The sequence below is a fragment of the Enterococcus sp. RTP21361st1_A6_RTP21361_211029 genome (genome assembly GCF_040910045.1).
GTDB classification, from domain to species: domain Bacteria; phylum Bacillota; class Bacilli; order Lactobacillales; family Enterococcaceae; genus Enterococcus_D; species Enterococcus_D gallinarum.
Map to the genome: position 1 here is coordinate 18,326 of NZ_JBDGBK010000010.1, position 23,737 is coordinate 42,062.

19 protein-coding genes are annotated in these 23,737 nt (G+C 42.4%); 2 read left to right on the forward strand and 17 right to left on the reverse strand.

The annotated features are described in order from the left end of the window. The 13 genes from AB5Z52_RS02960 to AB5Z52_RS03020 all read right to left on the reverse strand — a co-directional run bounded on the left by AB5Z52_RS02960 (window position 1) and on the right by AB5Z52_RS03020 (window position 16,991). Window positions 1-819, reverse strand: a complete 819-nt coding sequence (locus tag AB5Z52_RS02960) for a Cof-type HAD-IIB family hydrolase (protein WP_003128060.1) — start codon at window positions 817-819, stop codon at window positions 1-3. After that, the gene (gene smc / locus AB5Z52_RS02965; protein WP_005470043.1) at window positions 816-4,406 is read right to left on the reverse strand and encodes a chromosome segregation protein SMC; all 3,591 of its coding nucleotides are present in this window, start codon (window positions 4,404-4,406) and stop codon (window positions 816-818) included. Before smc ends, AB5Z52_RS02960 begins: the two co-directional genes overlap by 4 nt. Window positions 4,407-4,421: 15 nt before the next feature. After that, window positions 4,422-5,114 carry a ribonuclease III gene (rnc, locus tag AB5Z52_RS02970; RefSeq protein ID WP_003128057.1) on the reverse strand — a complete coding sequence of 231 codons (693 nt, stop codon included), beginning with the start codon at window positions 5,112-5,114 and terminating at the stop codon, window positions 4,422-4,424. 216 nt (window positions 5,115-5,330) lie between these two features. Then, window positions 5,331-7,115 carry an oligopeptide ABC transporter substrate-binding protein gene (locus tag AB5Z52_RS02975; RefSeq protein ID WP_137264694.1) on the reverse strand — a complete coding sequence of 595 codons (1,785 nt, stop codon included), beginning with the start codon at window positions 7,113-7,115 and terminating at the stop codon, window positions 5,331-5,333. A 17-nt stretch (window positions 7,116-7,132) separates the two neighbouring features. After that, window positions 7,133-8,050: an ABC transporter permease gene (locus AB5Z52_RS02980; RefSeq protein WP_003128055.1), complete on the reverse strand. Its 918-nt coding sequence runs from the start codon at window positions 8,048-8,050 to the stop codon at window positions 7,133-7,135. 12 nt (window positions 8,051-8,062) lie between these two features. After that, the gene (gene opp4B / locus AB5Z52_RS02985) at window positions 8,063-9,019 is read right to left on the reverse strand and encodes an oligopeptide ABC transporter permease (protein ID WP_005470040.1); all 957 of its coding nucleotides are present in this window, start codon (window positions 9,017-9,019) and stop codon (window positions 8,063-8,065) included. Continuing rightward, a complete protein-coding gene (locus tag AB5Z52_RS02990) occupies window positions 9,019-9,963 on the reverse strand; it encodes an ABC transporter ATP-binding protein (protein ID WP_003128053.1) in 945 nt (314 codons plus the stop codon). The genes opp4B and AB5Z52_RS02990 overlap by 1 nt, the downstream gene beginning before the upstream one ends. After that, a complete protein-coding gene (locus tag AB5Z52_RS02995) occupies window positions 9,964-10,971 on the reverse strand; it encodes an ABC transporter ATP-binding protein (RefSeq protein ID WP_003128052.1) in 1,008 nt (335 codons plus the stop codon). A gap of 307 nt (window positions 10,972-11,278) precedes the next feature. Beyond that, window positions 11,279-11,521: an acyl carrier protein gene (acpP, locus tag AB5Z52_RS03000; RefSeq protein ID WP_003128051.1), complete on the reverse strand. Its 243-nt coding sequence runs from the start codon at window positions 11,519-11,521 to the stop codon at window positions 11,279-11,281. A 114-nt stretch (window positions 11,522-11,635) separates the two neighbouring features. Then, entirely contained in the window at window positions 11,636-12,652 is a 1,017-nt protein-coding gene (plsX, locus tag AB5Z52_RS03005; protein ID WP_003128049.1) for a phosphate acyltransferase PlsX, read from the reverse strand. Window positions 12,653-12,699: 47 nt separating this feature from the next. Beyond that, window positions 12,700-14,763, reverse strand: a complete 2,064-nt coding sequence (recG, locus tag AB5Z52_RS03010) for an ATP-dependent DNA helicase RecG (protein ID WP_260617732.1) — start codon at window positions 14,761-14,763, stop codon at window positions 12,700-12,702. A gap of 147 nt (window positions 14,764-14,910) precedes the next feature. Next, window positions 14,911-16,584 (reverse strand): DAK2 domain-containing protein, encoded by a 1,674-nt coding sequence (locus AB5Z52_RS03015; RefSeq protein ID WP_003128047.1) that lies wholly within the window; start codon window positions 16,582-16,584, stop codon window positions 14,911-14,913. Window positions 16,585-16,628: 44 nt separating this feature from the next. Next, a complete protein-coding gene (locus AB5Z52_RS03020) occupies window positions 16,629-16,991 on the reverse strand; it encodes an Asp23/Gls24 family envelope stress response protein (protein WP_003128046.1) in 363 nt (120 codons plus the stop codon). Between the two features lie 266 nt (window positions 16,992-17,257). Here AB5Z52_RS03020 and rpmB point away from each other — a divergent pair, with 266 nt between their 5' ends. Both rpmB and AB5Z52_RS03030 read left to right on the forward strand, forming a co-directional pair. Beyond that, on the forward strand, window positions 17,258-17,446 hold the full coding sequence (gene rpmB / locus AB5Z52_RS03025) for a 50S ribosomal protein L28 (protein WP_003128045.1): 189 nt from the start codon (window positions 17,258-17,260) through the stop codon (window positions 17,444-17,446). Between the two features lie 179 nt (window positions 17,447-17,625). After that, on the forward strand, window positions 17,626-20,256 hold the full coding sequence (locus AB5Z52_RS03030) for a YfhO family protein (protein ID WP_003128044.1): 2,631 nt from the start codon (window positions 17,626-17,628) through the stop codon (window positions 20,254-20,256). A 116-nt stretch (window positions 20,257-20,372) separates the two neighbouring features. Here AB5Z52_RS03030 and truA read toward each other — a convergent pair whose 3' ends face one another. The 4 genes from truA to AB5Z52_RS03050 form a co-directional block, all read right to left on the reverse strand. Then, a complete protein-coding gene (gene truA / locus AB5Z52_RS03035; RefSeq protein ID WP_003128043.1) occupies window positions 20,373-21,116 on the reverse strand; it encodes a tRNA pseudouridine(38-40) synthase TruA in 744 nt (247 codons plus the stop codon). A 67-nt stretch (window positions 21,117-21,183) separates the two neighbouring features. Further along, window positions 21,184-21,981 (reverse strand): energy-coupling factor transporter transmembrane protein EcfT, encoded by a 798-nt coding sequence (locus AB5Z52_RS03040; protein WP_003128042.1) that lies wholly within the window; start codon window positions 21,979-21,981, stop codon window positions 21,184-21,186. Next, on the reverse strand, window positions 21,971-22,837 hold the full coding sequence (locus AB5Z52_RS03045) for an energy-coupling factor ABC transporter ATP-binding protein (RefSeq protein ID WP_005470033.1): 867 nt from the start codon (window positions 22,835-22,837) through the stop codon (window positions 21,971-21,973). Before AB5Z52_RS03045 ends, AB5Z52_RS03040 begins: the two co-directional genes overlap by 11 nt. After that, window positions 22,813-23,649, reverse strand: a complete 837-nt coding sequence (locus AB5Z52_RS03050; protein ID WP_003128039.1) for an energy-coupling factor ABC transporter ATP-binding protein — start codon at window positions 23,647-23,649, stop codon at window positions 22,813-22,815. The genes AB5Z52_RS03045 and AB5Z52_RS03050 overlap by 25 nt, the downstream gene beginning before the upstream one ends. Window positions 23,650-23,737 lie beyond the last annotated feature (88 nt).

Below are 23,737 nucleotides of genomic sequence, written 5' to 3' on the forward strand. Positions count from 1 at the left end.
TCAAACGCCTCCTTTCAAAACATATTTTTCGATGACAGTTGCTACACCGTCTGCTTCATTCGAATCTGTTACCACATCTGCGGCTTCCTTGATTAAAGGCACGGCATTAGCCATCGCTACACCGAGTCCTGCATAGCGAATCATCGGCAGATCATTTTCTTCATCTCCGATCGCCATGACTTCATCGATAGTGATACCTAAATCCCGAGCCAGCAATTCAATCCCATAGGCTTTCGTAATTCCTTTAGGCATAAATTCCAGCAAATTATTCCGAGTTTTGATTACTTCATATTTCTCTCTGATTGCTGAAGGAATTGCCAAAATCTTCGGATCCAGTACTTCTTGATGATAAGCAATCACAGCTTTATTATAGAGTTTCGACTCATCCAGAGCTTCTATCGCATACGGGCGGCAATCCAGCAATGGATTCAGCGAACCATAGATCGACTGATTCGTTGCTGAAGTCGGCAAGCACAAAACGATTTCTTCGGATACGACATCCAGCGGCAAATCCAGTTCTGCTGCGACAGCAACCAATTCATGAATATCAGCCAATTGCAAAGCGGCTTTTTCCATGATTTCTCCCGTATCGTTTTTTTGCACCAGACCACCATTAAAAGTAATGCTATAGTCCCCTGATTCATTCAATGACAACTCTTCTAAATAAGGACGAATTGCCCGTAAAGGACGACCTGTGCAAAGGACGATTTTTACTCCTTGTGCTTTTGCTTGGGCAAGAACTTCTTTATTTTTTTGCGATACTTGTTTCTTTCCATCCAGCAAGGTACCGTCTAAATCAATTGCGACTAATTTGATCATTTTGCTACTCCTTCTTGATCTGCGACAAAATTTCCGCCTTCTTTGACATCTTCCAAACGCACAGAAACAGTCTTAGATACACCGGATTCCTGCATCGTCACGCCATACAACACATCTGCCGCTTCCATGGTCCCTTTGCGATGTGTGACAACGATGAACTGTGTATCATTTTGGAAGTCGCTTAAATAATGGCCAAAGCGTGATACATTGGCTTCGTCTAAAGCAGCTTCAACTTCATCCAGCACACAAAACGGGACGGGACGGACTTGAATGATCGAAAACAGCAGTGCGATGGCTGTCAGCGCTCGTTCGCCTCCAGAAAGTAGACTCAAGTTTTGCAGCTTTTTACCTGGTGGTTGGGCTTCGATCTCAATACCAGTATTTAGTAAGTCCTTTGGATCTGTCAAAATCAATTCCGCATGTCCCCCGCCGAACATATTGGGGAAAACTTGCTTGAACTGCAGACGAATCGCATCAAAAATCTCACCGAAACGTGTTTTGACTTCTTCATCCATCTCGGACATTGTATCGAATAATTGTGCTTTTGCAGAAAGCAGATCATCTCTTTGACTGGTCAAGAAGCTGTGACGCTGTTCCACTTGATCATATTGCTCGATAGCATTCAAATTGACTGGTCCAATCGCATCGATTTTTCCTTTTAGATCTTGGATTTCTCGTTTTGCAGCTTCCGGGTCATCGATTGCTGGATAGTCATTGGCCGCTTTTTCAAAGCTCAATGCATATTCTTCCTGCAAGTAAGCCAACCGATTATCCATCACCAAATCCGCGCGGTTTTTCTCAATTTCTACATTGGTCTTTTCGGATAGTTTTTCTTTTTGTTGCAAGTTTGCCAAACTGAGAGCTTCATCCAACTGTCCAATTTCCTGTTGGACGATTTGTCTTTGTTGCCGAATGTCCGCCAATTCTTGTGTCAGTGTTATTTTTCGTTGAGTAAAATCACTGATTTGCTGATCCAGGCTTTCTTCCGAAATTTCATGGTCACTCACATTCGAATTGATTGCTGCTAACTGCCGTTCTAGCGACTGTTGGCGTGCTTCATTCTCCGCTAACGCTTCCGCATTCGCAGCAATTTTTTGTCTTAAATGTTCCACTTGTTCTTTTTGAACAGCAAAATCAGCTTGTAATTGGGCGGCTGTCGCTGCTAACTGGCTTCTTTTTGCTTCGATTAAATCTTCTTCTGCATTCATGCTTTGAATGTCGTGATCGATTTTTTTCAGCTGCTGCGCAATGGTTTGTTGTTCCGATTCCAACCGAGTCTTCTTCTCGTTATACTCTTCAAAAAAGGCCTGAATCTCGCGATTTTCAAAGTCAAAGACTTGCTGCTCTTTTCTCAAACGTTCCAACTCGTTGGTGAGGTTTTGCAGTTGATTTTTTAGTTCGTGTTCCGTCATTCGAGCCGTTTCACCGGTGGTTCGCAGCTCTTCCAAGGCTGCTTGAGCATCTTTTGTCACCGTTTCGAAGTGCTGCACTTGTTTCTCTGTTTTTTGCAGGCGTTCATCCAATTGAACGGCTTGAGCCGTTAATTGCTGCAACTCATTGCTTTGACTAAATAGGCTGCCGGCATTTTTCTTCGTCGCTCCACCGGTCATCGAACCCCCGGCATTCATCACGTCGCCTTCCAGTGAAACGACACGATAGCTATAGTTCAGCGCTTTAGCTAATGCATTAGCACTTGTCAGATCTTCTGCGATGACGATACTTCCCAATAGATTTTCGGCAATGTTTTTTACATCTTCATTGAAACGCACCAGCTCACTAGCAACGCCGATAAATCCTGGTACTTGTTGTGCTTGAGAAACAGCATAACTAGGTAATTGGCGAGACTTGATTGTCGTCAACGGCAAGAATGTGGCCCGACCACCACGATTTTGTTTCAAATAGGTAATCGCTGCTCTGGCATCACGTTCGGTTTCTACTACTACGTGCTGGGCAGAAGCGCCCAGTGCTGTTTCGATAGCAACTGTATATTCTTCTGGTACTTCGATCAATTCTGCAACAGCACCCACGACACCGGTTAGCTGCTGCTTATTTTTTAGAACTAGTCTGACGCCTTGATAAAAGCCAGCATAGTTTTCTTGGATATCCTGTAAACTCCGTTGTTTTGCCCGCACTTGTTGGACTTGGTTCATTAACTGATACATTTTTTTCTGTGCATCATCAAATTTTTCTTTGTTCTCTTTGGCTTTCTCTTGTAAATGGATATATTGCTTCCGCTGTTCGTCCAACTGTTGCTGCACGGCTTGCAAGCGTTCATTAACGATTTCTGCGGCTGTCGCTTTTTCTTTGATCGCTGTCGACAGTTCTGTCTGCTTCGTAACGGCTGTTTGATTTTTTGCCGATTCTTGCTGGTATTGGCGCTCAAGATATTTGAGCTCATTGCCGACCGTTGCTTGCTCCTGCATTGCTTCAACATATTGACTGCGTAATTCTTCGATGATCTCTTTGGCCGATTTCTGATACTTTTCTTGTTCCGCTCGACAATCAGCAATCGCTACTTCTGCCTCTTGGACACTGCGATTCTTTTGCGACAGTTCATGAATCAATTCAGCTTTTTCGTCATTCAACTGTTGGAGGCGTTCACTGACGGCATCCAAGGTCTCTTGATATTCTGCTGTGCTTTTTTGCGTATGCTTGGAGCGCTCCAACAGTACTTCTTTTTGGCCTTCGGCTTGCTTCAGCCCTTCCGTTACTTGCAACAGCTGCTGATTGAGCTGCTCCAATGATTCATCGAAGGCTGCTCGACGCTGCCGCAATTGCTGCACACTGCGTTCATCGGTATTGATTTGCTGCGTGATTTCAGCCAACTGATGATTTAATAGTTCCAGCTGTTCTGTAGCTGTTTCCCACGCCCGTTTGGCTGTCTGGATCTCCATGACAGAAAAAGCCACGTCTACTTCCGTTAATTTTTCCTTCAATGACAAAAATTGTTTGGCCGCTTCACTTTGAGCAGCTAACGGAATCAATTGATCCTCTAACTCATAAATAATATCTTGTAGACGGTTAAGGTTGTCTTCTGTTTCAAACAATTTCTGTTCTGCTTTTTTCTTACGCTGTTTGTATTTCAAAACACCGGCAGCTTCTTCAAAAATACCGCGACGATCTTCTGGTTTGCTGCTGAAAATCGCTTCGACTTTCCCTTGAGAAATAATCGAAAATGATTCTTTTCCTAGCCCGGAATCCATAAAGAGTTCCTGGACATCTCGCAGGCGGCAACTTTGTTTGTTCAAATAAAAGTCGCTTTCACCGGTTCTCCTTAACCGGCGAGTCACACTGATCTCACTGTAATCCATTGGTAAATAGTGATCGGTATTATCTAAAATAATCGTTACTTCCGCTACATTTAATGGCTTGCGAGTGTCAGATCCTGCAAAAATGATATCAGGCATCTTGCCACCACGCAGGCTTTTGGCAGACTGTTCTCCTAAAACCCAACGAATCGCTTCAGTAATATTGCTCTTGCCGCTGCCATTTGGTCCTACGACCGCAGTCACACTATTTTCAAAATCAATGATCGTGCGGTCTGCAAAGGATTTGAAACCGGCAATCTCTATTCGTTTTAAATACACTCCGCCATTCCTTTCTTATTGATCAAGACTTGCTAAGGCATTTTCTGCCGCTGCTTGCTCTGATAATTTCTTTGATTTTCCTTGCCCCTCGCCAATCAGCACATCGTCACAATAGACTTCTGTCCAAAAGATTCGTTCGTGGGCAGGACCTTCTTCTTTCGTTAAACGATAGTTGATGGACACATCGCCAGATCGCTGCAAGACTTCCTGCAATCGGGTCTTGTGATCCATCTCATGGGAAAAAGCACCTGCTTTTACTTTTGGAAAAACAACAGCCGTCAAGAAACCGTCGACGCTCTCCAAACCTTGATCCAAGTACAACGCACCTAAAAAAGCTTCAAAAAGATCGCATAACAATGAGGGACGCTTACGTCCGCCAGAGTTTTCCTCTCCTTTGCCTAACCGAATATATTGATCAAAACGGCAATCTTTGGCAAACATTGATAAGCTATCTTCGCGAACGATTGCTGCCCGCAGCTTTGTCAACTTCCCTTCAGGAAGGTCCGGCAGTTCACGGTACAAATACCGTGAGACGATCAATTCTAAAACAGCATCTCCTAGAAATTCTAGGCGCTCATTATCGGATAGGTGCAAATTGCGATGCTCATTCACATAAGATGAATGCGTAAACGCTTGTTCGAGTAAATCTACATCATGGAAGACAATGCCGTAATCCTCTTTTAATTCGTTCATTAGCTGTGTATTCATTTGCCACATTCCTTCATTAGTTTATCGACACTTCCCTATTATACTGGTTTTTGGCTAATTATGAAATGTTTCGTCCAAAAACTTGAAGCCTCCATAAAAAAATTTTAACCGTTTATTCTCCTGCTCTTTGTTTCCATGACTGATTCATTGTTTTTTATTGATTTTGCCGCGAACAAAATAAAAAAAGACGTTCCCGAAAGAACGTCTTTTCCTAAATTAGCGAGATTCTGCTGTTACAGAAACTGTTGCCCATGGATTGTGATCTGCATCATATGCCCATGTGAAATCTTTGACGCGATTAGATACTGGTAATACTTGGTTACGGTAAAGCGAAGGAATAACAAATGCTTCATCCGCAGCGTATTCTTGCCATGCATCAAATGCTTCTTTACGTTTTGCTTCATCAAATGAATCTTTAGAGTCGATTGCTTTTAATAGCTTCGTATTTTCATCAGATTCAAAACGAGTGTAGTTAAATGCTGAGTTTGGTCCATAAAGTCCGGTTGGTGAAGGATCTGAACCTGTTCCCCATGCACCTTGATACACATCGATTTCAGGATCATCATTTTTCAATTTATCATAGAATGCTTGGAAATCAATCAAACGACCAGTTGTGTATTTCACATCTAAGCCGATTTCATTCCATTGTTGGATGTAGTAATCAGCCAATGGTTGAGCTGTTTCGCCACCTGACATTGAAGCAAAATTGATGGTTAATTTTTCACCGTTTTTGTCTTCACGCATGCCGTCGCCGTCAACATCTTTGTAACCAGCATCGTCTAACAATTTGTTTGCTTTGTCGATATCTTGTGTGTAACCTTTAACTTCTGTATCGTGCAATGTTCCAAATACCGGTGGGATCAATGTTGTCGCATTTGAACGTAGGCCATTATAGAAACGGCTACCGACAGCATCATTATCTAGTGCGTAACCCATTGCTTGACGCAATGATTTGTCCGCCATTTTTGATTCAGGATTGTAGTTAACTTTTCCTTCTTTATCATCCCAAGTACCTAACTTAAATCCAATATACGTATAAGCTTGCTCAGGACGGCCCAAGATTTGGTAGCCATCTGCATCTTTGTAAGTTGGGTAAGTATCTGTTGGCATTGACAATGCTAAATCATATTGCTTCGCTTTTAAACCTTCTACGATTGAAGCTGCTGGAACTGCTTTAAATGACAATTTATCCATTTTAGGTTTGCCACCGTAGTAATACTCATTTGGTACGTATTCTACAGATTCACCGGCTACGATGTTTGACATTACGTAAGGTCCGAAAACGATTGGTGTTTTACGAACAGGATCACTTGATTCCATATCTTTGACTGCAATACCTTCAAACGCATGTTTTGGTAAAGCAGAAGACCAGATACCGCCGCCTGCTTGCATCATACCAGGGTGAACTTCTTTGTATTGAATTTTAACGACTTTGTCGCTTTCTTTTGTGATTCCTGAGATTGTGTCAGATTTGCCATCGTGGTAATCTTCCATCCCAACAATATTTGTAAAGTTGTTGTCATAACGGATTCCTGTGTAATCTTTGTTACCGATCACTTCATAGGAGAAAATCACGTCATCTGCTGTTACATCTTCGCCGTCTGACCATTTCAAATTGTCGCGTAATGTAATCGTTGCTGTGTTATTATCTTCATCTAATTTAAGATTTGCAGCCCCACCATCAACAATTCGAAAATCAGCATCTGTTAAGAATAAACTTTCATTACTTGGTTGCATGAACTGAGAATCATAATTGTCTTGATAAAATTCAGTTTGGAACAAACCTTGGAATTGTGTATCCATAACTACTGCGACGTCCAATGTACCGCCTTTGATTGCTTCTGCGTCATTTTTGACTTCAACCGGCATAGAGCTAATATCTTCTGTTTCAGTTGCTGAGTTGCTGCCGCCTGATGAATCTGTTCCGCCACTATTGCCGCCACAAGCTGCCAATGCTAAGACTGACAAAAGTGTGACCATACCAAAAATATTTTTCTTCATCCTGTATCCTCCTTGTTTTAACCTAGTCGTTGACGTGCATCGGCTGAACGCTTAAATGCCTGACCAACGTAGTTTATACTCAACATCAATACTAAAATCAATATTGACGCGGGTAACCATATCCATTGTCTGTTGACCAGCACATCACCGCTGCTGGCGTACCCAATCAATGTTCCCAAACTTGGAACATTCGTTGGCAGACCAAAGCCCAAGAACGTTAGAGTTGTTTCGATACCGATATTTGCTGCAAAGTTCATCGTCAAGTTGGTGATGATCAATGAGCTTAAGTTCGGCATGATTTCGCGAAACATGATCACAAAATCATTGGTCCCTAATGTTTTTGACGCACTCACATAATCTCGGCGCCCTTCAGAAAGGGTCTTACTGCGGAAGAGTCTCGCTTTTCCGACCCAATAAAAGGCACTCATGACCCAGATAAACGTCCAAACATTGTAGCGAGGTATGATCGAAACAATAACGATAATGATCAACATGATCGGTAAGATCATGACAAAATCGACGATACGCATCAAGATATTATCAATCAACCCGCCATAGTAACCTGAAATGATCCCCAAGCCAACTCCGACGATCGATGTAATGATCGTGATGGAAAACCCAATCAAAATCGAATTACGCGCTCCAATGATCAATTGTCCCCAAACATCACGGCCACCTTCATCCGCCCCTAATAGGTAGGTGCCGCCATTTGGTGAGACTGCTCCTGGTGCAGCATATTTATCTAGAATACTTACATGCATGACTTGGCTTTGATCAATGACTGCCGAGCCGATGAATACGAAAAGCAGTACTGCTACCAACAAGACCAACGAAAAAATAGCGATCTTGTCTTTTAAAAATTCACGAAAAATCATTTGTAATCCCATAGGTGGGATACTTTCTTGTTTTAACACTTTTTCTTTCTTTTCAGACACGTTTATCCCCTCCTACTGGATTCTGATTCTTGGATCAACAATACTCATAATGATGTCTGATAGCAATGTACCGATCAATGTCGCCAGACCTAATATCAAAGTCAACGAAGTGATCACGGCATAATCCCGCTGTACAATACTATCGATAAATAATTTTCCGACACCTGGGTAAGCAAAGATTTTTTCAATGACCACTGAACCAGCGATCAATGAAGTGATCTCATACCCCATTTGAGATGCGATCGGCAAGGATGCATTTCGGAACACGTGACGTGAGAAGACTTTACTAGTTGGCACCCCTTTCGAACGAGCAGTTCGCACGAAATCCAATGATTTGGAATCAATCACTTCACTCCGCAGATACTGGATTGTCACAGCGGTACCTAATAGCGCAGAAGTGATAGCCGGTAAGATCAGATGATACAGACGGCTCCAAAACTCAGCCATTCCCGTTACGCCTGGTGCTACAGACCCCCCAGTTGGGAACCAACCTAAACGATAACCAAAGATAAACAGTGCAATCAATGCAAAGATAAACAATGGTACCGCAAAACTAAAGAAGTTATACACGACAACGACTTTATCTAAAATCGAATTTTGGTAACGTCCAGCCAACATTCCTAAAGGAATCGCGATCACATACGTTAAGATAACTGTTAACAAAGATAGCCACAATGTGTTGCTGATCCGTCCTGAAAGTAATGTTGCTACTGGTAGTTTATAGATAAAACTTTGACCAAAATCTCCTTTAAGTGCATTTCCGATCCAACGGAAATATTGTGTATACCAAGGATCATTCAATCCGGCTGCTTCCCGCATCCGTTCAATAACTGCTGGATCTTGGTTCGGATTAATCAATCCTGTAAATGGATCCCCGGGCATTGCTTGTGCAATCAAGAAAATTAAGACACTCAAAATAATGACTTGCGGGATCATTAATATCAAACGACGTAGAATTGTTTTCCACATTATTCAGCACCCCCATTTTTCAAAGCGACTTGATGTGTTTCTGTGATGGTTCTAAGGTCATAAACACGACCTGTTTCATCATAGTAATCTTTTTGGTGAGTGACATATTCCAACTCTACCCGACGGCGGTTTTCTTTATGCGCCTCACGATTTTTCACATCAATTTGAGGAATAGCTGACAATAACCGCTTCGTATAAATATGACGCGGATCTTGATAAATATCTTGGCGTGTACCGATTTCAACAAAACGACCTTTATACATGATGGCGATATTGTCGCACATGTGTTTCACAACACCCAAGTCATGAGAGATGAATAAGAAACTTAAGCCAAACTCTTGTTGGATTCGTTTCATAAAGTTGAGCACCTGTGCCTGTACAGACAGGTCCAATGCAGAAACAGGTTCATCAGCAACGATCAATTTAGGGTTCGATGCCACTGCGCGGGCAACCCCCAAACGTTGTCTCTGTCCACCAGAGAATTCATGAGGGTATTTGTATAAAGCATCTTCTGGCATCCCAACGATATCCAAAAGCCGTTTCACCCGTTGTTTTTCTTCTTGGTCACTCAAACGTTCAAAATTCCGTAGCGGTTCAGCAATAATATCCACTACCCGCTTTTTAGGATTCAGACTTGACATAGAATCTTGAAAAATCATTTGAACATCCTTGTTGTAATTCATTTTTTTGCGGACAGAGCGCTTTGTGACATCTTGTCCTTCGTAAATGACTTCACCGCTGGTAATCTTTTCCAAGCCAACGATTGCTTTCCCTGTTGTTGATTTTCCAGAGCCTGATTCTCCTACCAGACCGTAAGTTTTTCCCTTTTCGATGATGAAATCCACACCGTCAACAGCATAGACATAGTCCGTTACGCGGTTGAAAAAACCGCTGCGAATCGGATAGTGGACTTTCAGATCTTTGATTGTGATTAATTCTGACATCTACACTTCTCCTTCTTCGTCTCTAAAATGAAAATGCTTATAGCAAGTACAGCGAACTAAATGATCTGGTGCAACTTCATGCAGGACAGGATTTTCTTCGTGGTCACTAGCTGGGATCCAAGGGATACGAGCAGCAAAACGGCAACCAGTTCTTGGCATGTTTTTCAATGAAGGAACGACGCCTTCAATCACGTGCAGTTCACTGTCTTGAGAATCTTCTTGTGGAATTGAGTTCAGCAAAGAGCGTGTATAAGGGTGTTTTGGATTTGCAAACAACTCTTCCGCTGTGGCAACTTCAACAAACTGACCGCCATACATAACGGCTACACGATCAGCCATTTCTGCCACTACACCTAAGTCATGGGTGATCAAAATGATTCCCGTTTGTGTTTCAGCCTGCAAATCTTTCAACAAATCTAGGATCTGTGCTTGGATGGTTACATCCAATGCAGTGGTTGGCTCATCAGCAATAACAATTGGCGGTTTGCATGCGATGGCAATGGCAATGATCACCCGTTGCCGCATCCCACCGGATAATTCGTGGGGATACTGGCGACCCACCCGTGCTGGATTTGGAATTCCTACTTGATCTAGTAATTCAAGGGCCCGGGCTTGTCTCTGTTCCGCATTCATATTTGTATGATAAGATAAACCTTCTTTGATTTGGTCTTCAATACGCATGAGTGGGTTCAAAGCGGACAATGGATCTTGGAAAATCATCCCAATGTCGTTCCCGCGAATTTTGTTGTAAAGTGTTTCATTTAAGTTTGACAAATTCAAGTCTTTGTATAAGATTTCACCGGTGATTTTGGTATTGTTTGGATCATGCAATCCCATAATCGTTGTAGCTAAGGTACTTTTTCCACATCCGGATTCGCCTACGATCGCTAAAATCTCATTGCGTTCCAACGTAAAAGAAACACCGTCTACAGCGTCATAGTAATCATCTTTAATACGAAAACCTGTATGTAGGTTTTGAACATCTAGTAATTGATTATCAGTTGACAATCGAATACCCCTCTCTTTTTTATAAGATGAAGTGCCCTCTAATGTAAAAAAGTAGGAATTATAAGTCAAATTCCAAATGCTTTCTTAACATCGTGTAATATTTTCTTAATAATTATATAGAATCACTCACTAGATTGCAAGTCTATAAATTTTTAAGATACTGAATTTTCAGAATACTTACATTCCATTTACATTTTTTCAGGATGGTGCAAAGAAAAGGCACTTTTTTTCGAGAAACGAATGGTTATTAAACAAATTCTGATAAAGAAAGAGCTGGGTCATCTATGACTCAGCTCCTGTATCTGTCTTAAGCAAGATGGCTTGAAATATAATCAACTGCTCCGCCGACTGTTTCAATCTGTTCGGCATCTTCATCAGAAATCTCCGTACCAAATTCATCTTCTAATTCTAAGACGAATTCCATCACACTGATTGAATCAGCATTTAAGTCGTCTTTAATACTCATTGTATCCGTTACTTTATCTGCATCGATCTCAAAATGGTTTGCGATCACTACTGCAACTTTCTTGAATACTTCTTCTCGCGTCAATTGCCTTCACCTCCACGCGTTCGCACAAAACATAGAATGGCTAACAAACATTGTACTGCTTACATGCAAATTTGTCTAGTCCTTTTTTGCATTTTCATTACAATGATTGCAGTCTCATTGCGTTGGCTCTTCATGCTTAGGTGTTTCTTCAAAATGAGCCACCAATTGAGGAACCACATCTGCCTGCAACATGGTATAGATTTGTTTGATGGTTGCTGCCACGGCATCTGGTCCAGTCGCTCCATGTGTTTTGATCACTGGTGCTTTCAGACCAAACAAGACAGCCCCTCCGTGTTTGGCATAATCCATCTCATTTTTTAAATTGCGCAAGGCATCTTTCAATAATAAAGCCCCTAATTTCCCTTTGGTTCCGGAATTCATGATGGATTGTTTCAATAACGACATCATATTCAATGCGGTTCCTTCAATGGATTTCAAGACGGCGTTCCCAGTGAATCCATCTGTGACCACAACATCCGCTGCACCGTTCAAAAGTTCCCTAGCTTCAACATTTCCGATAAAGTGAATCGATGATTCTTTGGTCAACAATTCAAACGCTTTTTTGGTTAACTCGCTGCCTTTGGTCTCTTCCGTCCCATTGTTTAGCAACCCTACTCGCGGTTGTTGAATGCCTCGGACTTTTTGAGCGTAAAAAGAACCTAACACAGCATATTGAACGAGATGTTCTGCTTTATTGTCAGCATTCGCTCCTAGATCCAGCATATCAAAGCCAGTTTCTTTCCCAAGTACAGGCATCGTCGACATTAAGCCAGGACGTTCGATTCCTTTGATACGACCTACGATAAACAAACCTGCAGCTAACAAAGCACCGGTATTTCCAGCAGAGAAAATGGCATCCGCTTGACCTTCTTTGACCGCTTGGGCTGCTAAGACCATCGATGCGTTCTTTTTGCGGCGGATCGCTTTAACAGGTTCATCATCACTGTTGATTTTTTCATCGGTATGAATGATTGTAAGCTGACTTTCGTCTGTCACATATTTTCTGATTTCATCTTCTTTTCCGTATAATAGAAATTCGATTTCTGGATATTCTTTTTTTGCTAACATGACGCCTTCAACGATCGCTTTTGGTGCGTTATCGCCACCCATGGCATCTACGGCAATTTTCATGACATACGCCACTCCCTTCATTTTTCCAAGTTAGTATACCATATTCTTTAATCAAAAAATTGATTGTCTCGTTTTTCTGCTGCTAAATAATCGGCTAGCGCTTGATACTCCGGTAAAATCTGCCATTGGTGCTTCTGCCAGATTTGAGTTGCTTCTACTTGTGCAACTTCAAGAATATGGGCATCGGCTACTAAATCGGCTGCGGCGAATTCAGGTAAACCTGATTGACGATTACCAAAGACTTCCCCGGGACCTCGCAATTGCAGATCTTTTTCACTGACGACAAAGCCATTGGTGGTTTCAGTCATGATTTTCATCCGCTCTATTCCGGTTTCATTTTTGGGATTTGCCACCAAAATACAGTAAGAAGCATCTGCACCACGGCCGACACGCCCCCGCAACTGGTGCAACTGAGCTAACCCAAAACGATCTGCATCAATAATCAACATGACTGTCGCATTGGGTACATTTACCCCTACTTCAATAACTGTCGTTGATACCAAGATCTGTAACTGGTTGTCCTTGAACTCTTCCATGATCGCGTCTTTTTCTATATTTTTCATTTTGCCGTGGAGAATGCCCACTTGGTAGTTAGGGGCAAAATAAGCCTGCAGCTGCTCGTAAATCTCCGTAGCATTCTTGACATCTAACATTTCTGATTCTTCAATCAGCGGACAGATCACATACATTTGATGTCCTTTCGCTAATTCCTGACGAGCCCAGTCCAGCACAGATTCCAATTGAGGTGGTCGTACCCAACGCGTTTCGACCGGAATCCGGCCAGCTGGCATCTCATCGATGATGGAAACATCCATCTCACCATAGGCCGTGATGGCCAAGGTTCGTGGTATCGGCGTCGCCGTCATGAACAAAACATCCGGCAAATATCCTTTTTCTCGCAATATTTTTCGCTGATTGACACCAAAGCGATGCTGCTCATCTGTGATGACTAAACCTAGACGGGCAAAATTGACCCCTTCTTGGATCAACGCATGCGTCCCTACGACAATATCGATCTCACCTGCAGCCAATTGCTCCAAGATCACTCGCCGTTCCTTTGTCTTGGTGGACCCTGTCAGCAGTGCCGTTGTCACTTCTAGCGGATCAAATAACTGGTTAAGGCTTTCCAAATGTTGTTGTGCCAGAATCTCAGTTGGTACCATTAACGCCCCTTGAAAGCCAGCTGTCATAGTGGCGTACAGTGCGATAGCAGCCACAACTGTTTTGCCGCTACCGACATCTCCTTGCAGCAGTCGCTGCATATGTTGCGGACTTTTGAGGTCATGACAGATCTCGTTGGTGACTCGCTTTTGAGCAGCAGTCAATTCGAAAGGCAGTGTCTGGGTGAAAGCTTTTAACCGCTGAACATCATAGTCAATGGCTAAGCCGTTCTTTTCAGCCTTTTCGGAAATTTTCAATCCTTGGATCTGCATTTGAAATAGGAAGAACTCTTCAAAGATGATTCGCCGCTTTGCTTGATGACTTTCTTGCGGATCTTTTGGAAAGTGCATAGCTCGCATAGCAGTCTGGCGATCCAATAACCGATATTTCTCCGTTAAAGTTAGAGGTAAGATTTCCTCGATCTGGTCTCCGTATGATTCAAATGCCTGCCTGATCAAGTCAACCAGCACGCTTTGCCGTACCGATTTGTTTACATGATAGATAGGAGCGAAATCACCTGGCTTCTTGCTGCCAAGAATCTTCATCCCAGCTAGTGATTTCCGTTTCGCATCCCATTTCCCGTAAACCGCGATTTCTTCAGACAAAACAACTTTATCTTTTAAATAGGGCTGATTAAAAAAGGAAACATTGAATACATCATGATCTTGCATCATTCGAAACTGCAGCCGACTCTTTTTGTAACCAAAACGATTTACAACAGCCGGGGAAACAACGATTCCTTTGATCGTGACTTTTTCTTGATCTTGTATCTCGTTCAATTGACGCTCTTGAATATCTTCGTAGCGAAAGGGGTAATATCGCAATAAATCTTCGATTGTCTGGATTCCAAGCGCTGCGAGATCTTTTGCTCGCTTTTCTCCGACACCAGACAAAACAGTGATTGGCTGATCAAGCATTTCTTCCCTCCTCAAAACTAGTTGTTTGCAGATTGCTTTCTTTATTTTACTCTTCTCTGTTTAAATTACGAAGAATTTGAATGAAAAAAGATGAGCAAAAACAGGCTGTTTCTCTATCAATCAAAAAAGAGACGGAAACAAAAATCGCCCTGCGACTTTTGCCCCGTCTGCTTTCAAGTTTTATTCAGCCGAGAAAAGATACGGATAAACAGGTTGATCTCCTTGATGGATCTCCACTTCGATCTCCGGATAGATTTCTGTCAATGCTGCTTCGATTTTTGCTGCTTCTTTTGCTTTTCCTTCTTCGCCGATAATAATCGTAACGATTTCTGTTTCATCTGAAATCATCTTCTGCAATGTATCCATGGAAGCAGAGAAACAATCGGGTACAGAAACCACGATTTTCCCATCAACCATTCCCAAGAAATCACCTTCTGTGATTTCAATTCCATCGATCGCTGTATTACGAATCGCGTGTGTCACCGAACCACTGACAACACTTGACAAGATTTCAGTCATCGCTTGTTGATTTTCCGCTAACGTTGCTTGTTCATTGAAGGCCAACATTGCTGTCATCCCTTGTGAAATCGTACGGGTCTCAACAACAGCGACTGGGATGTCCGATACTTCTGCTGCTTGTTGTGCAGCCATAAAAATATTCTTATTGTTTGGTAAGACGATAACCTGATCTGCGTTCACTTCATTGATAGCAGTCACGATGTCTTCCGTGCTTGGATTCATCGTTTGACCACCGCTGATCACATAGCTTGCACCTAAGCTGGTAAATAGTTTATTTAATCCATCACCGGCTGCGATAGCAATGATTGCATAAGGTGTACGCGGACGTTTCACTGCAGCAGAGGGTTGATCGTGCTCCAGAATTGTTTCATGCTGTACACGCATATTATCCACCTTGATCTTGATCAAAGAACCAAATTTTTGGCCATAGTTCATGACTTCACCTGGATGTTCTGTGTGTACATGGACTTTGATAATCTCATCGTCATTGACGACTAAAAGAGAATCTCCAAGTTCGTTTAGATAATTTCGGAATGTTTCATAATCAAACGTACTGTCCACTGTTGGTCCTTCACCAATTTTGACCATGATCTCTGTACAATAACCGAATTTGATGTCTTCTGTAGCCATTTGTCCTTGAACGCTGCGATGATGTTCGGCATTGACCATTTCATCCATTGCTGCTGGTGTTGGTTCATAGACCTCATTGGCTTGATATTCTCCAGTCAGTGCATTTAAGAACCCTTCATAAATGAACAATAATCCTTGGCCACCACTATCGACTACACCAACTTCTTTCAAGACTGGCAATAGATCTGGTGTTTTGGCTAGCGCACGTTTTGCTCCGTGAACGACTGCTTTCATGACTTCTACACAGTCATCACTAGTTTGTGCTTTTTTCTCACCGTATTCTGCAGCGATACGTGCTACTGTCAGAATCGTTCCTTCTACGGGTTTCATGACTGCTTTATAGGCGGTTTCGACCCCATGTGTAAAGGCTTGTGCCAATTCTGGCGCAGTTAATGTTTCGACCGTGGGGATCGCTTTAGCAAATCCACGGAACAATTGAGACAAAATGACGCCTGAGTTTCCTCGTGCGCCCATTAGTAGTCCTTTTGAAAGAGTTGTGGCAAGATCGCCCACTTTTTCTGAAGTGGCATCTGCTACTGCTTTAGCACCGCTTGTCATTGATAAATTCATATTCGTTCCTGTATCTCCATCAGGTACTGGAAATACATTCAATGAATTGACAAACTCTGCATTTACTTGTAGACGAGCCGCGCCTGCCTGCACCATCTCTTGAAACTGACCTGCACTGATATTCGTTACCTTCACTGATAATCCTCCTTAAAATCATCCGCCGCAAGCGGATCACTTGCCTAATCTGGCAGTACACGTACACCTTGGACAAAAACATTCACTGAATTTGCTGAAACGCCTAGCATTGTTTCAAGATTATATTTCACTTTTTCTTGCACATTGCGGGAAACTTCAGAAATTTTTGTACCATAGCTAACGATCGTGTAGACATCCACTGCAATACCGTTTTCTTCTTGACGAACAACGACACCGCGAGAATAGTTTTCTTTGCGTAAAATTTCATTGATGTTGTCCTTGATCTGTTTCTTGCTGGCCATGCCCACAATACCAAACACATCTGTTGCTGCGCCACCGACAACTGTGGCGATGACCTCGTTGCTGATTTCAATAATACCTGATGAGGTTTTGATTTTTACAGCCATAATATAGCCTCCTTAAGCGGGATATTCCCATCTTTCTTCTCTCACATTTTATCATAGCTGCTAGTCAAATAAAAGGATGTGACTTATGAAAAGGGGCTTGGCATCAGATATTCTTGTATTCTGACCTTGTTTAATTTACAATGTTTACTGCTAAAAGTCAATCTTTCTTGAAAATTACCCTTGCATTTTCTAACTTTCTATGATAAATTCAGATGGTATGAGCTGAAATAGCGCTCCAACATCAAGGCAAAGGAGGAAATAACCACATGGCTAAAGTTTGTTACTTTACTGGACGTAAAACTACAAGTGGAAACAACCGTTCACACGCAATGAATGCGACAAAACGTACTGTGAAACCTAACTTGCAAAAAGTTCGCGTTATGATTGACGGAAAACCTAAAAAAGTTTGGGTGTCAACTCGTGCTTTGAAATCTGGAAAAGTTGAGCGCGTATAATCTTAACCACACATTTTCGGCCGTTCTTGCGAGCGGTCTTTTTTGTTGTCTTCCGTTTCATTCCTCCTTTCCTTTCTTATGTCCTTTGTTTTTTCTTTAAACAGCTAATGACATTGTTTTTTTAATCCTTTGAATTATGGTACACTAATAAAAAATTCATAAGGATTAGGTGACTATTCTTGGCTACTATCAAATCATTCATCAAACAACATTGGCCTTATATGACCGCCAGTTTTCTGCTGCCGTTACTGATTATGGCAGTCATTTATTTAACGATCGGAATCTATCCCGGCAGCAGCCGCAGTGTCTTAGCGAGCGATGCCTTTTCGCAATTTTCGAATTTCCATGCCAGTTTTCGTAATGTCTTATTAGGCAAGCAGAGTATCTTCTATACTTGGAATGCCTCTTTAGGGTTGAACTATCTTGCACTGATCTCTTACTATTTAGGCGGTCTTTTTACGCCGCTGGTTTTATTGTTTCCCAATCAATTGATGCCAGATACGCTCTATGTGCTGACACTTTTGAAAATCGGCAGCGCCGGACTCGCATTTTGGTTTTACGCGAGTCAAACATTTAAAATCCAACGGTGGCATCATGTTACGCTTGCTGTCTGCTATGCGTTGATGTCCTTTATCACTGCTCACTCCGAATTGATCATGTGGCTAGATGCACTTATTTACCTGCCATTAGTGATTCTAGGGATTGATCGGCTCTTGCAACAAAAAAAACCGACTCTTCTGTTTGTCAGTTACCTACTGTTATTTATCTCAAGTTTTTATATGGGATTCATGATCGGAGTGTTCTCCGTCTTGTATCTATTCGTGCAATTAGGTCGCGATTGGAAGCAAAACAAGAAAGCAATCATCCCTTACGGCATCACTTCTTTATTAGCCGGTGGGGCTTCCATGATCATCATTTTGCCTGCTGTACTTGATTTACGTTCAAATGGGGAAGAATTGTCCACTATCACGAAGTTCAAGACAGAAGCTACTGGTGTTTTCGATCTTGTAATGAAAAATATGATTGGCGTATATGATACAACTAAATACGGTTCGATCCCGTTTATTTATATTGGCCTACTGCCATTACTACTTTGTATTTTATACTTTGTTTCTAAGAGAATTCCTTTAAAAGATAAACTGCTATATGCTGGATTGTTTAGCATTTTGATCGCCAGTTTCTATATCGTTCCCTTGAATCTCTTCTGGCATGGGATGCATGCCCCAAACATGTTCTTGTTCCGCTATGCCTATTTGTTCTCCTTTCTAGTGATTCTTTTGGCTGGTTATGGTTGGGAACAGCTGCAGCAAAAAGACCGAGGTCTGTTTGTGATTGTCGGACTATCTACGATTGCTCTCTTTGCACTTTCTTATGGACTGGGAGGAAACTCGTATGAATTCGTCACCACAGCCTCTTTTGCGTTAACGATTGTTTTCTTTGCCCTTTACTTGCTGTGTATCGGTTTCGGTCAACTTGGTATGCTAACTAAAAAGAAAGTGGCACTTCTCTTGTTGGTTTTCGTTTGCGGTGAAATGGCGATCAACACGAGTGGGATGGTTCGCGGAATCTTAAATGATTGGAATTACGCCTCTCGAAGTCTGTTCACTGATCCTTATCCTTCAATCAAGCAATTGGTGGATCAAGCCGATAAAGACAATGAGACCTTTTTCCGTTTGGAAAATCTGGATCCCGTTTCTTCCAATGACAGTATCAACTATGGTTACAGCGGTGTCAGCATGTTTTCTTCAATCCGCAACCGCAACTCCTCTAGTTACTTAGATAAATTAGGTTTTCGTTCAAGAGGAACGAATCTTAATATCCGTTATCCGAATAATACATTGCTAATGGATGCTTTCACCGGCATCAAATACAATATTAGCAAACAAAACTTAACAAAATACGGTTTTGAACGCGTAGGAGAAGCTGGAGACTACAAGCTTTATCAAAATAGCAACGCTCTTCCCCTTGCCATGTTAGCAGAGCCTTCGATCAATAAGATCCAACAGCCTGCCAACGACAATCTAACCAGCCAGAAGAATTTGATCAACGGTTTGGCAAACATTGAACAAAACTATTTTGATTTTCAACCGATCACTGTCATTCACAGCAAAAACACCGATATCACTGAAAATGGCATGTACACGACATTCCAAGAGCAAGAAAGCAATGTGGCGAAAGAGATTACTTGGCAAGTAGAAGTACCTGCTCATTCCCAAGCCTATCTTAGTCTGTATCCGGCAAACTTCGGTGAATTAGAGAGTTCTACAGCTACGATCACTGTGAACGGGGAACAGCGGGAAAGTCAAATTGGAATCAATGGTCAATATTATGATCTAGGCTACTATGATACGGCAACGACCGTGCAGTTTACGGCAAGTTTCTATGGCACTCAGTCAATTTCTTTCCAAAACCCACAGGTGGTGACATTAGACACTACCGCCTTTCAACGGGCAATCGATGCCATTCAAGAGAGAGGTGTTGCGATGACTGTCGGCAAACAAAATGCCGAAGCCGATATCACTACTGAGAAAGAACAGCAGCTTATCACTACGATTCCTTATGACAAGGGCTGGTCTGCCAAACTGGATGGCAAACCTATCGCTATTGACGCTTTCCAAGATGCGTTTATCAGTGTGAAGATCCCAAGCGGTACCCACCATCTTGAACTGACTTATTTACCGCAAGGTTTTGTGATCGGAGTCATTTTATTCTTTAGCTGCCTACTGCTCTTTATTTTGTTCCGCTATTTCTATCAAAGAAAAGTAGCAGCTGAGATAGAACACACACCCACAGACAAGCCAGGCAGATGAGAGCAATCGATACCTTCTTTATCTGCCACAATAGCAGTCAGCTGCGAAAAGAAGCGCCCCCCAACGGATCGATACGAATCGAACCTTAGGAGGCGCTTCTTTCTTTTAGTTCTCTTTTATTCATAGGCTACGCGAACCAAATACAACCCTTCCGGATGAGCAGTAGGTCCAGCGGCATTGCGGTCTTTTTGGGCAATAATGGCGGGAATGCTATCTGCTGGTAAGCGTCCATTACCGATCTTCAACAGGGTTCCGACCATGATGCGGATCATTTTATATAAGAAGCCATCGCCTCGAAAGGTAAAGAGTAGTTCGTCTCCGGCCTCATTCACTTCCATACTAGCTTGGTGAATCGTCCGGACTTTATCTTCTACGGAGCTGCCAGTGGCACAAAAACTGGTAAAATCATGCGTACCTAATAAATCGGGTAAAGCTTGCTGGATTTTCATTAGGTCCAACGGATACGGGTAATAGCTTGCGTAATATCTACGAAAAGGGCTTCGTGGTTTGCCGATATCTACGCGAAATTGATAGGTCTTCTCCCGCACAAGATAGCGGGCGTGAAAGTGTTCATCGACGATTTCCACCTGTTTCACAGCAATATCTTCCGGTGTTTGTGTATCAAGTCCAAAGCGCATTTTTTCTAATGGACGTTCGTCAAAGTCAAAATGAATCACTTGACCTAAAGCATGGACACCCGCATCGGTCCGTCCTGAACCGTGGATTTGGACTGCTTGTCCATTGTTCATGCGAGTCAATGTTTTTTCGATTTCTTCTTGTACTGTGCGTCCATTGGGTTGGCGCTGAAATCCTTGGAAATTGGTGCCATCGTAAGCAATCGTTGCTTTATAACGTACCATCTTCTCACCTGCTTTCATTTTCTCAAAAAAATCTGAGGAGCCGATTGCACTCCCCAGACATTTACTTTTATCCTCTTAATAATACTAAACCTACTGTAAAGAGCACAAAGACCAACACTACGAGTGTGTCGCGGTTGTGCCAGTGAAGAATCCGATACTTGGTCCGCCCTTCACCGCCTTGATAGCCTCTAGCCTCCATGGCTGTAGCTAGGTCCTCTGCCCGGTTAAAACTGCTGACAAACAAAGGGATCAGCAATGGGACGATAGCTTTCATCTTTTGCAACAACCCGCCTTCTCCGAAATCGACTCCGCGGGCACGCTGGGCATTCATAATTTTCTCAGTCTCATCCATTAATGTCGGCACAAAGCGAAGTGCGATCGACAGCATCAAAGAAATTTCATGCACGGGAAATCGGATGGCTTTTAATGGGCGTAATATATATTCGATTGCATCTGACAACTCCAAAGGTGGTGTCGTCAACGTCAGCAATGTCGACATAAAAATAATCAAAACAAAACGGCAAAAAATGAACGCACCATTCTGCAAACCAAATTCGGTAATATTGAAGATCCACCAGGACCAATAGACTTCTCCACCCGTCGTAAAGAGAATCTGCAATGCTACAGTGAATAAAATCAGCCAGATCAACGGGCGAACACCACGAACGAAAAAACCCAAATCAATTTTGGAAAGAAAAATGCTAAATAGCGTAAAAACAGCTGCCAAAAGATAGCTCTGCCAATTGTTTGCCAAAAAAATGATTCCAATAAAATAAAAACTGGCAAGTAATTTCACCCGTGGATCGAGTTTATGGATAAAGGAATCTCCTGGAATAAAGCGGCCAAAGATTAGTTTATTCATCATTTGCGGTCGCCTCCTTTGCTACCAGTTGATCCGCAAGTTCTTCTGCTGTCAATGGCAAGTGTTCGAAATGCAACCCTTTCGCTTGCAACAACGCTGCAAAAGCAGTTGCTGTTGGTACGCCTAATTGTTTTTCTTGTAGCCATTCGATATCTTGAAAAACATTCTTCGGTGCACCCTCTTTAACGATTCGTCCTTTTTCTAATACATAGACATAATCTGCAAAATTAGCCACATCATCCATCAAATGGGTCACTAAGATGATGGTCATATTTTTCTCTTGATGGAGTCGCTGGAACATCTCCATCATTTCTTTGCGTCCTTGTGGATCTAAACCCGCTGTCGGCTCATCTAATACCAATACTTCCGGTTCCATTGCTAAGACCCCGGCAATGGCTACTCGGCGCATCTGTCCTCCTGAGAGATCAAATGGGGAACGTTCAAGAAAGCTTTCATCTAAACCAACGAGTTTAATGTACTCTTTCGCTAATTCAGCTGCCGCTTCTTCACTCACACCAAAATTTTGGGGACCAAAAGCGATATCTCGAGCCACAGTTTCTTCAAACAATTGCGATTCAGGAAATTGAAAGACGATTCCTACTTTTTTACGCAATGGTTTTAAATTCTTATTATCAGTTTCAGGAGTGATCACGCGATCACCAATCGTCACTTTGCCCGCTGTTGGCTTTAATAATGCATTCAAGTGTTGTAGTAATGTTGATTTGCCACTACCAGTGTGACCCACCAATGCTGTATACGAGCCTTCTTTGATTTCGAGATCAATATCGAATAACACGCGTTGCTCAAATGGGGAATGCGGTTGATAAGTAAATGCTACTTTTTCAAAACGGATGTCCATAGCCAATCCACCATTCCTTCCTCTGTCAAGTACGCTGCAGGCACAGAGATGCCGCGCTGCTTCAAAGCTGCCTTCAATTTTTCTGGAAAAGGCAAATCTAGACCCAATTCGATCAATTCTGGGCCAGCCGAAAAGATTTCTGCCGGCGTCCCTTCACGAACCAGTTCTCCTTGGCGCATGACCATGACCCGATTGGCATTGGCTGCCTCATCAATATCATGGGTGATTGACAGAACAGTTAAATTATTTTCTTCCTTGATTTTCTTGATCGTTGAAATAACTTCTTCTCTTCCTTCAGGATCAAGCATACTAGTTGCCTCATCTAAAATGATGATATCGGGACGTAATGCCACAACACCAGCGATGGCTACTCGCTGTTTTTGTCCCCCAGAAAGTCTGGCTGGTTCTCGTGTTGCAAATTCTTCCATCCGGACTTGTTCTAGAGCATTTTTGACTCTGATCACCATTTCGTCACGAGGAATCCCTTGGTTCTCTAGACCAAATGCCACATCATCTTCTACAGTTGAACCGACAAATTGATTGTCGGGATTTTGAAAAACCATTCCGACCATTTTACGGATATTCCAAATATTTTCTTCATTAAGCAGCATGTCTCCCACTGCAACGCTTCCTTCTTGCGGTAAAATCAAACCGTTGATCGTTTTGGCCAAGGTCGATTTTCCTGAACCGTTATGACCGATAAGCGCAACCCATTCTCCTTGCTCAATGGACAAAGAGACATTCTTCAACGCCGGACGATCTTCTTCGGTATAACGAACGGTGATAGCATTCAATTCAATGATCGGCTTCATGATATACTCCTTCATTCCAGTTAATTCTTACTTACACTACCAAAAAAGTAAGTTATTTTCAATCATTCCGATGAGATTTCCAAACAGA

What these genes read in the sequence shown, in the direction of transcription:
- AB5Z52_RS03040 (WP_003128042.1), bottom strand. Translation starts at nt 21,981, where the DNA reads ATGATGAATAAACTAATCTTTGGCCGCTTTATTCCAGGAGATTCCTTT.
- truA (WP_003128043.1), bottom strand. Translation starts at nt 21,116, where the DNA reads ATGGTACGTTATAAAGCAACGATTGCTTACGATGGCACCAATTTCCAA.
- AB5Z52_RS03020 (WP_003128046.1), bottom strand. Translation starts at nt 16,991, where the DNA reads ATGGCTGTAAAAATCAAAACCTCATCAGGTATTATTGAAATCAGCAAC.
- AB5Z52_RS02975 (WP_137264694.1), bottom strand. Translation starts at nt 7,115, where the DNA reads ATGAAGAAAAATATTTTTGGTATGGTCACACTTTTGTCAGTCTTAGCA.
- rpmB (WP_003128045.1), top strand. Translation starts at nt 17,258, where the DNA reads ATGGCTAAAGTTTGTTACTTTACTGGACGTAAAACTACAAGTGGAAAC.
- AB5Z52_RS02960 (WP_003128060.1), bottom strand. Translation starts at nt 819, where the DNA reads ATGATCAAATTAGTCGCAATTGATTTAGACGGTACCTTGCTGGATGGA.
- opp4B (WP_005470040.1), bottom strand. Translation starts at nt 9,019, where the DNA reads ATGTGGAAAACAATTCTACGTCGTTTGATATTAATGATCCCGCAAGTC.
- plsX (WP_003128049.1), bottom strand. Translation starts at nt 12,652, where the DNA reads ATGAAAATTGCCGTAGATGCCATGGGTGGCGATAACGCACCAAAAGCG.
- AB5Z52_RS02990 (WP_003128053.1), bottom strand. Translation starts at nt 9,963, where the DNA reads ATGTCAGAATTAATCACAATCAAAGATCTGAAAGTCCACTATCCGATT.
- AB5Z52_RS03050 (WP_003128039.1), bottom strand. Translation starts at nt 23,649, where the DNA reads ATGAAGCCGATCATTGAATTGAATGCTATCACCGTTCGTTATACCGAA.
- AB5Z52_RS03045 (WP_005470033.1), bottom strand. Translation starts at nt 22,837, where the DNA reads ATGGACATCCGTTTTGAAAAAGTAGCATTTACTTATCAACCGCATTCC.
- rnc (WP_003128057.1), bottom strand. Translation starts at nt 5,114, where the DNA reads ATGAATACACAGCTAATGAACGAATTAAAAGAGGATTACGGCATTGTC.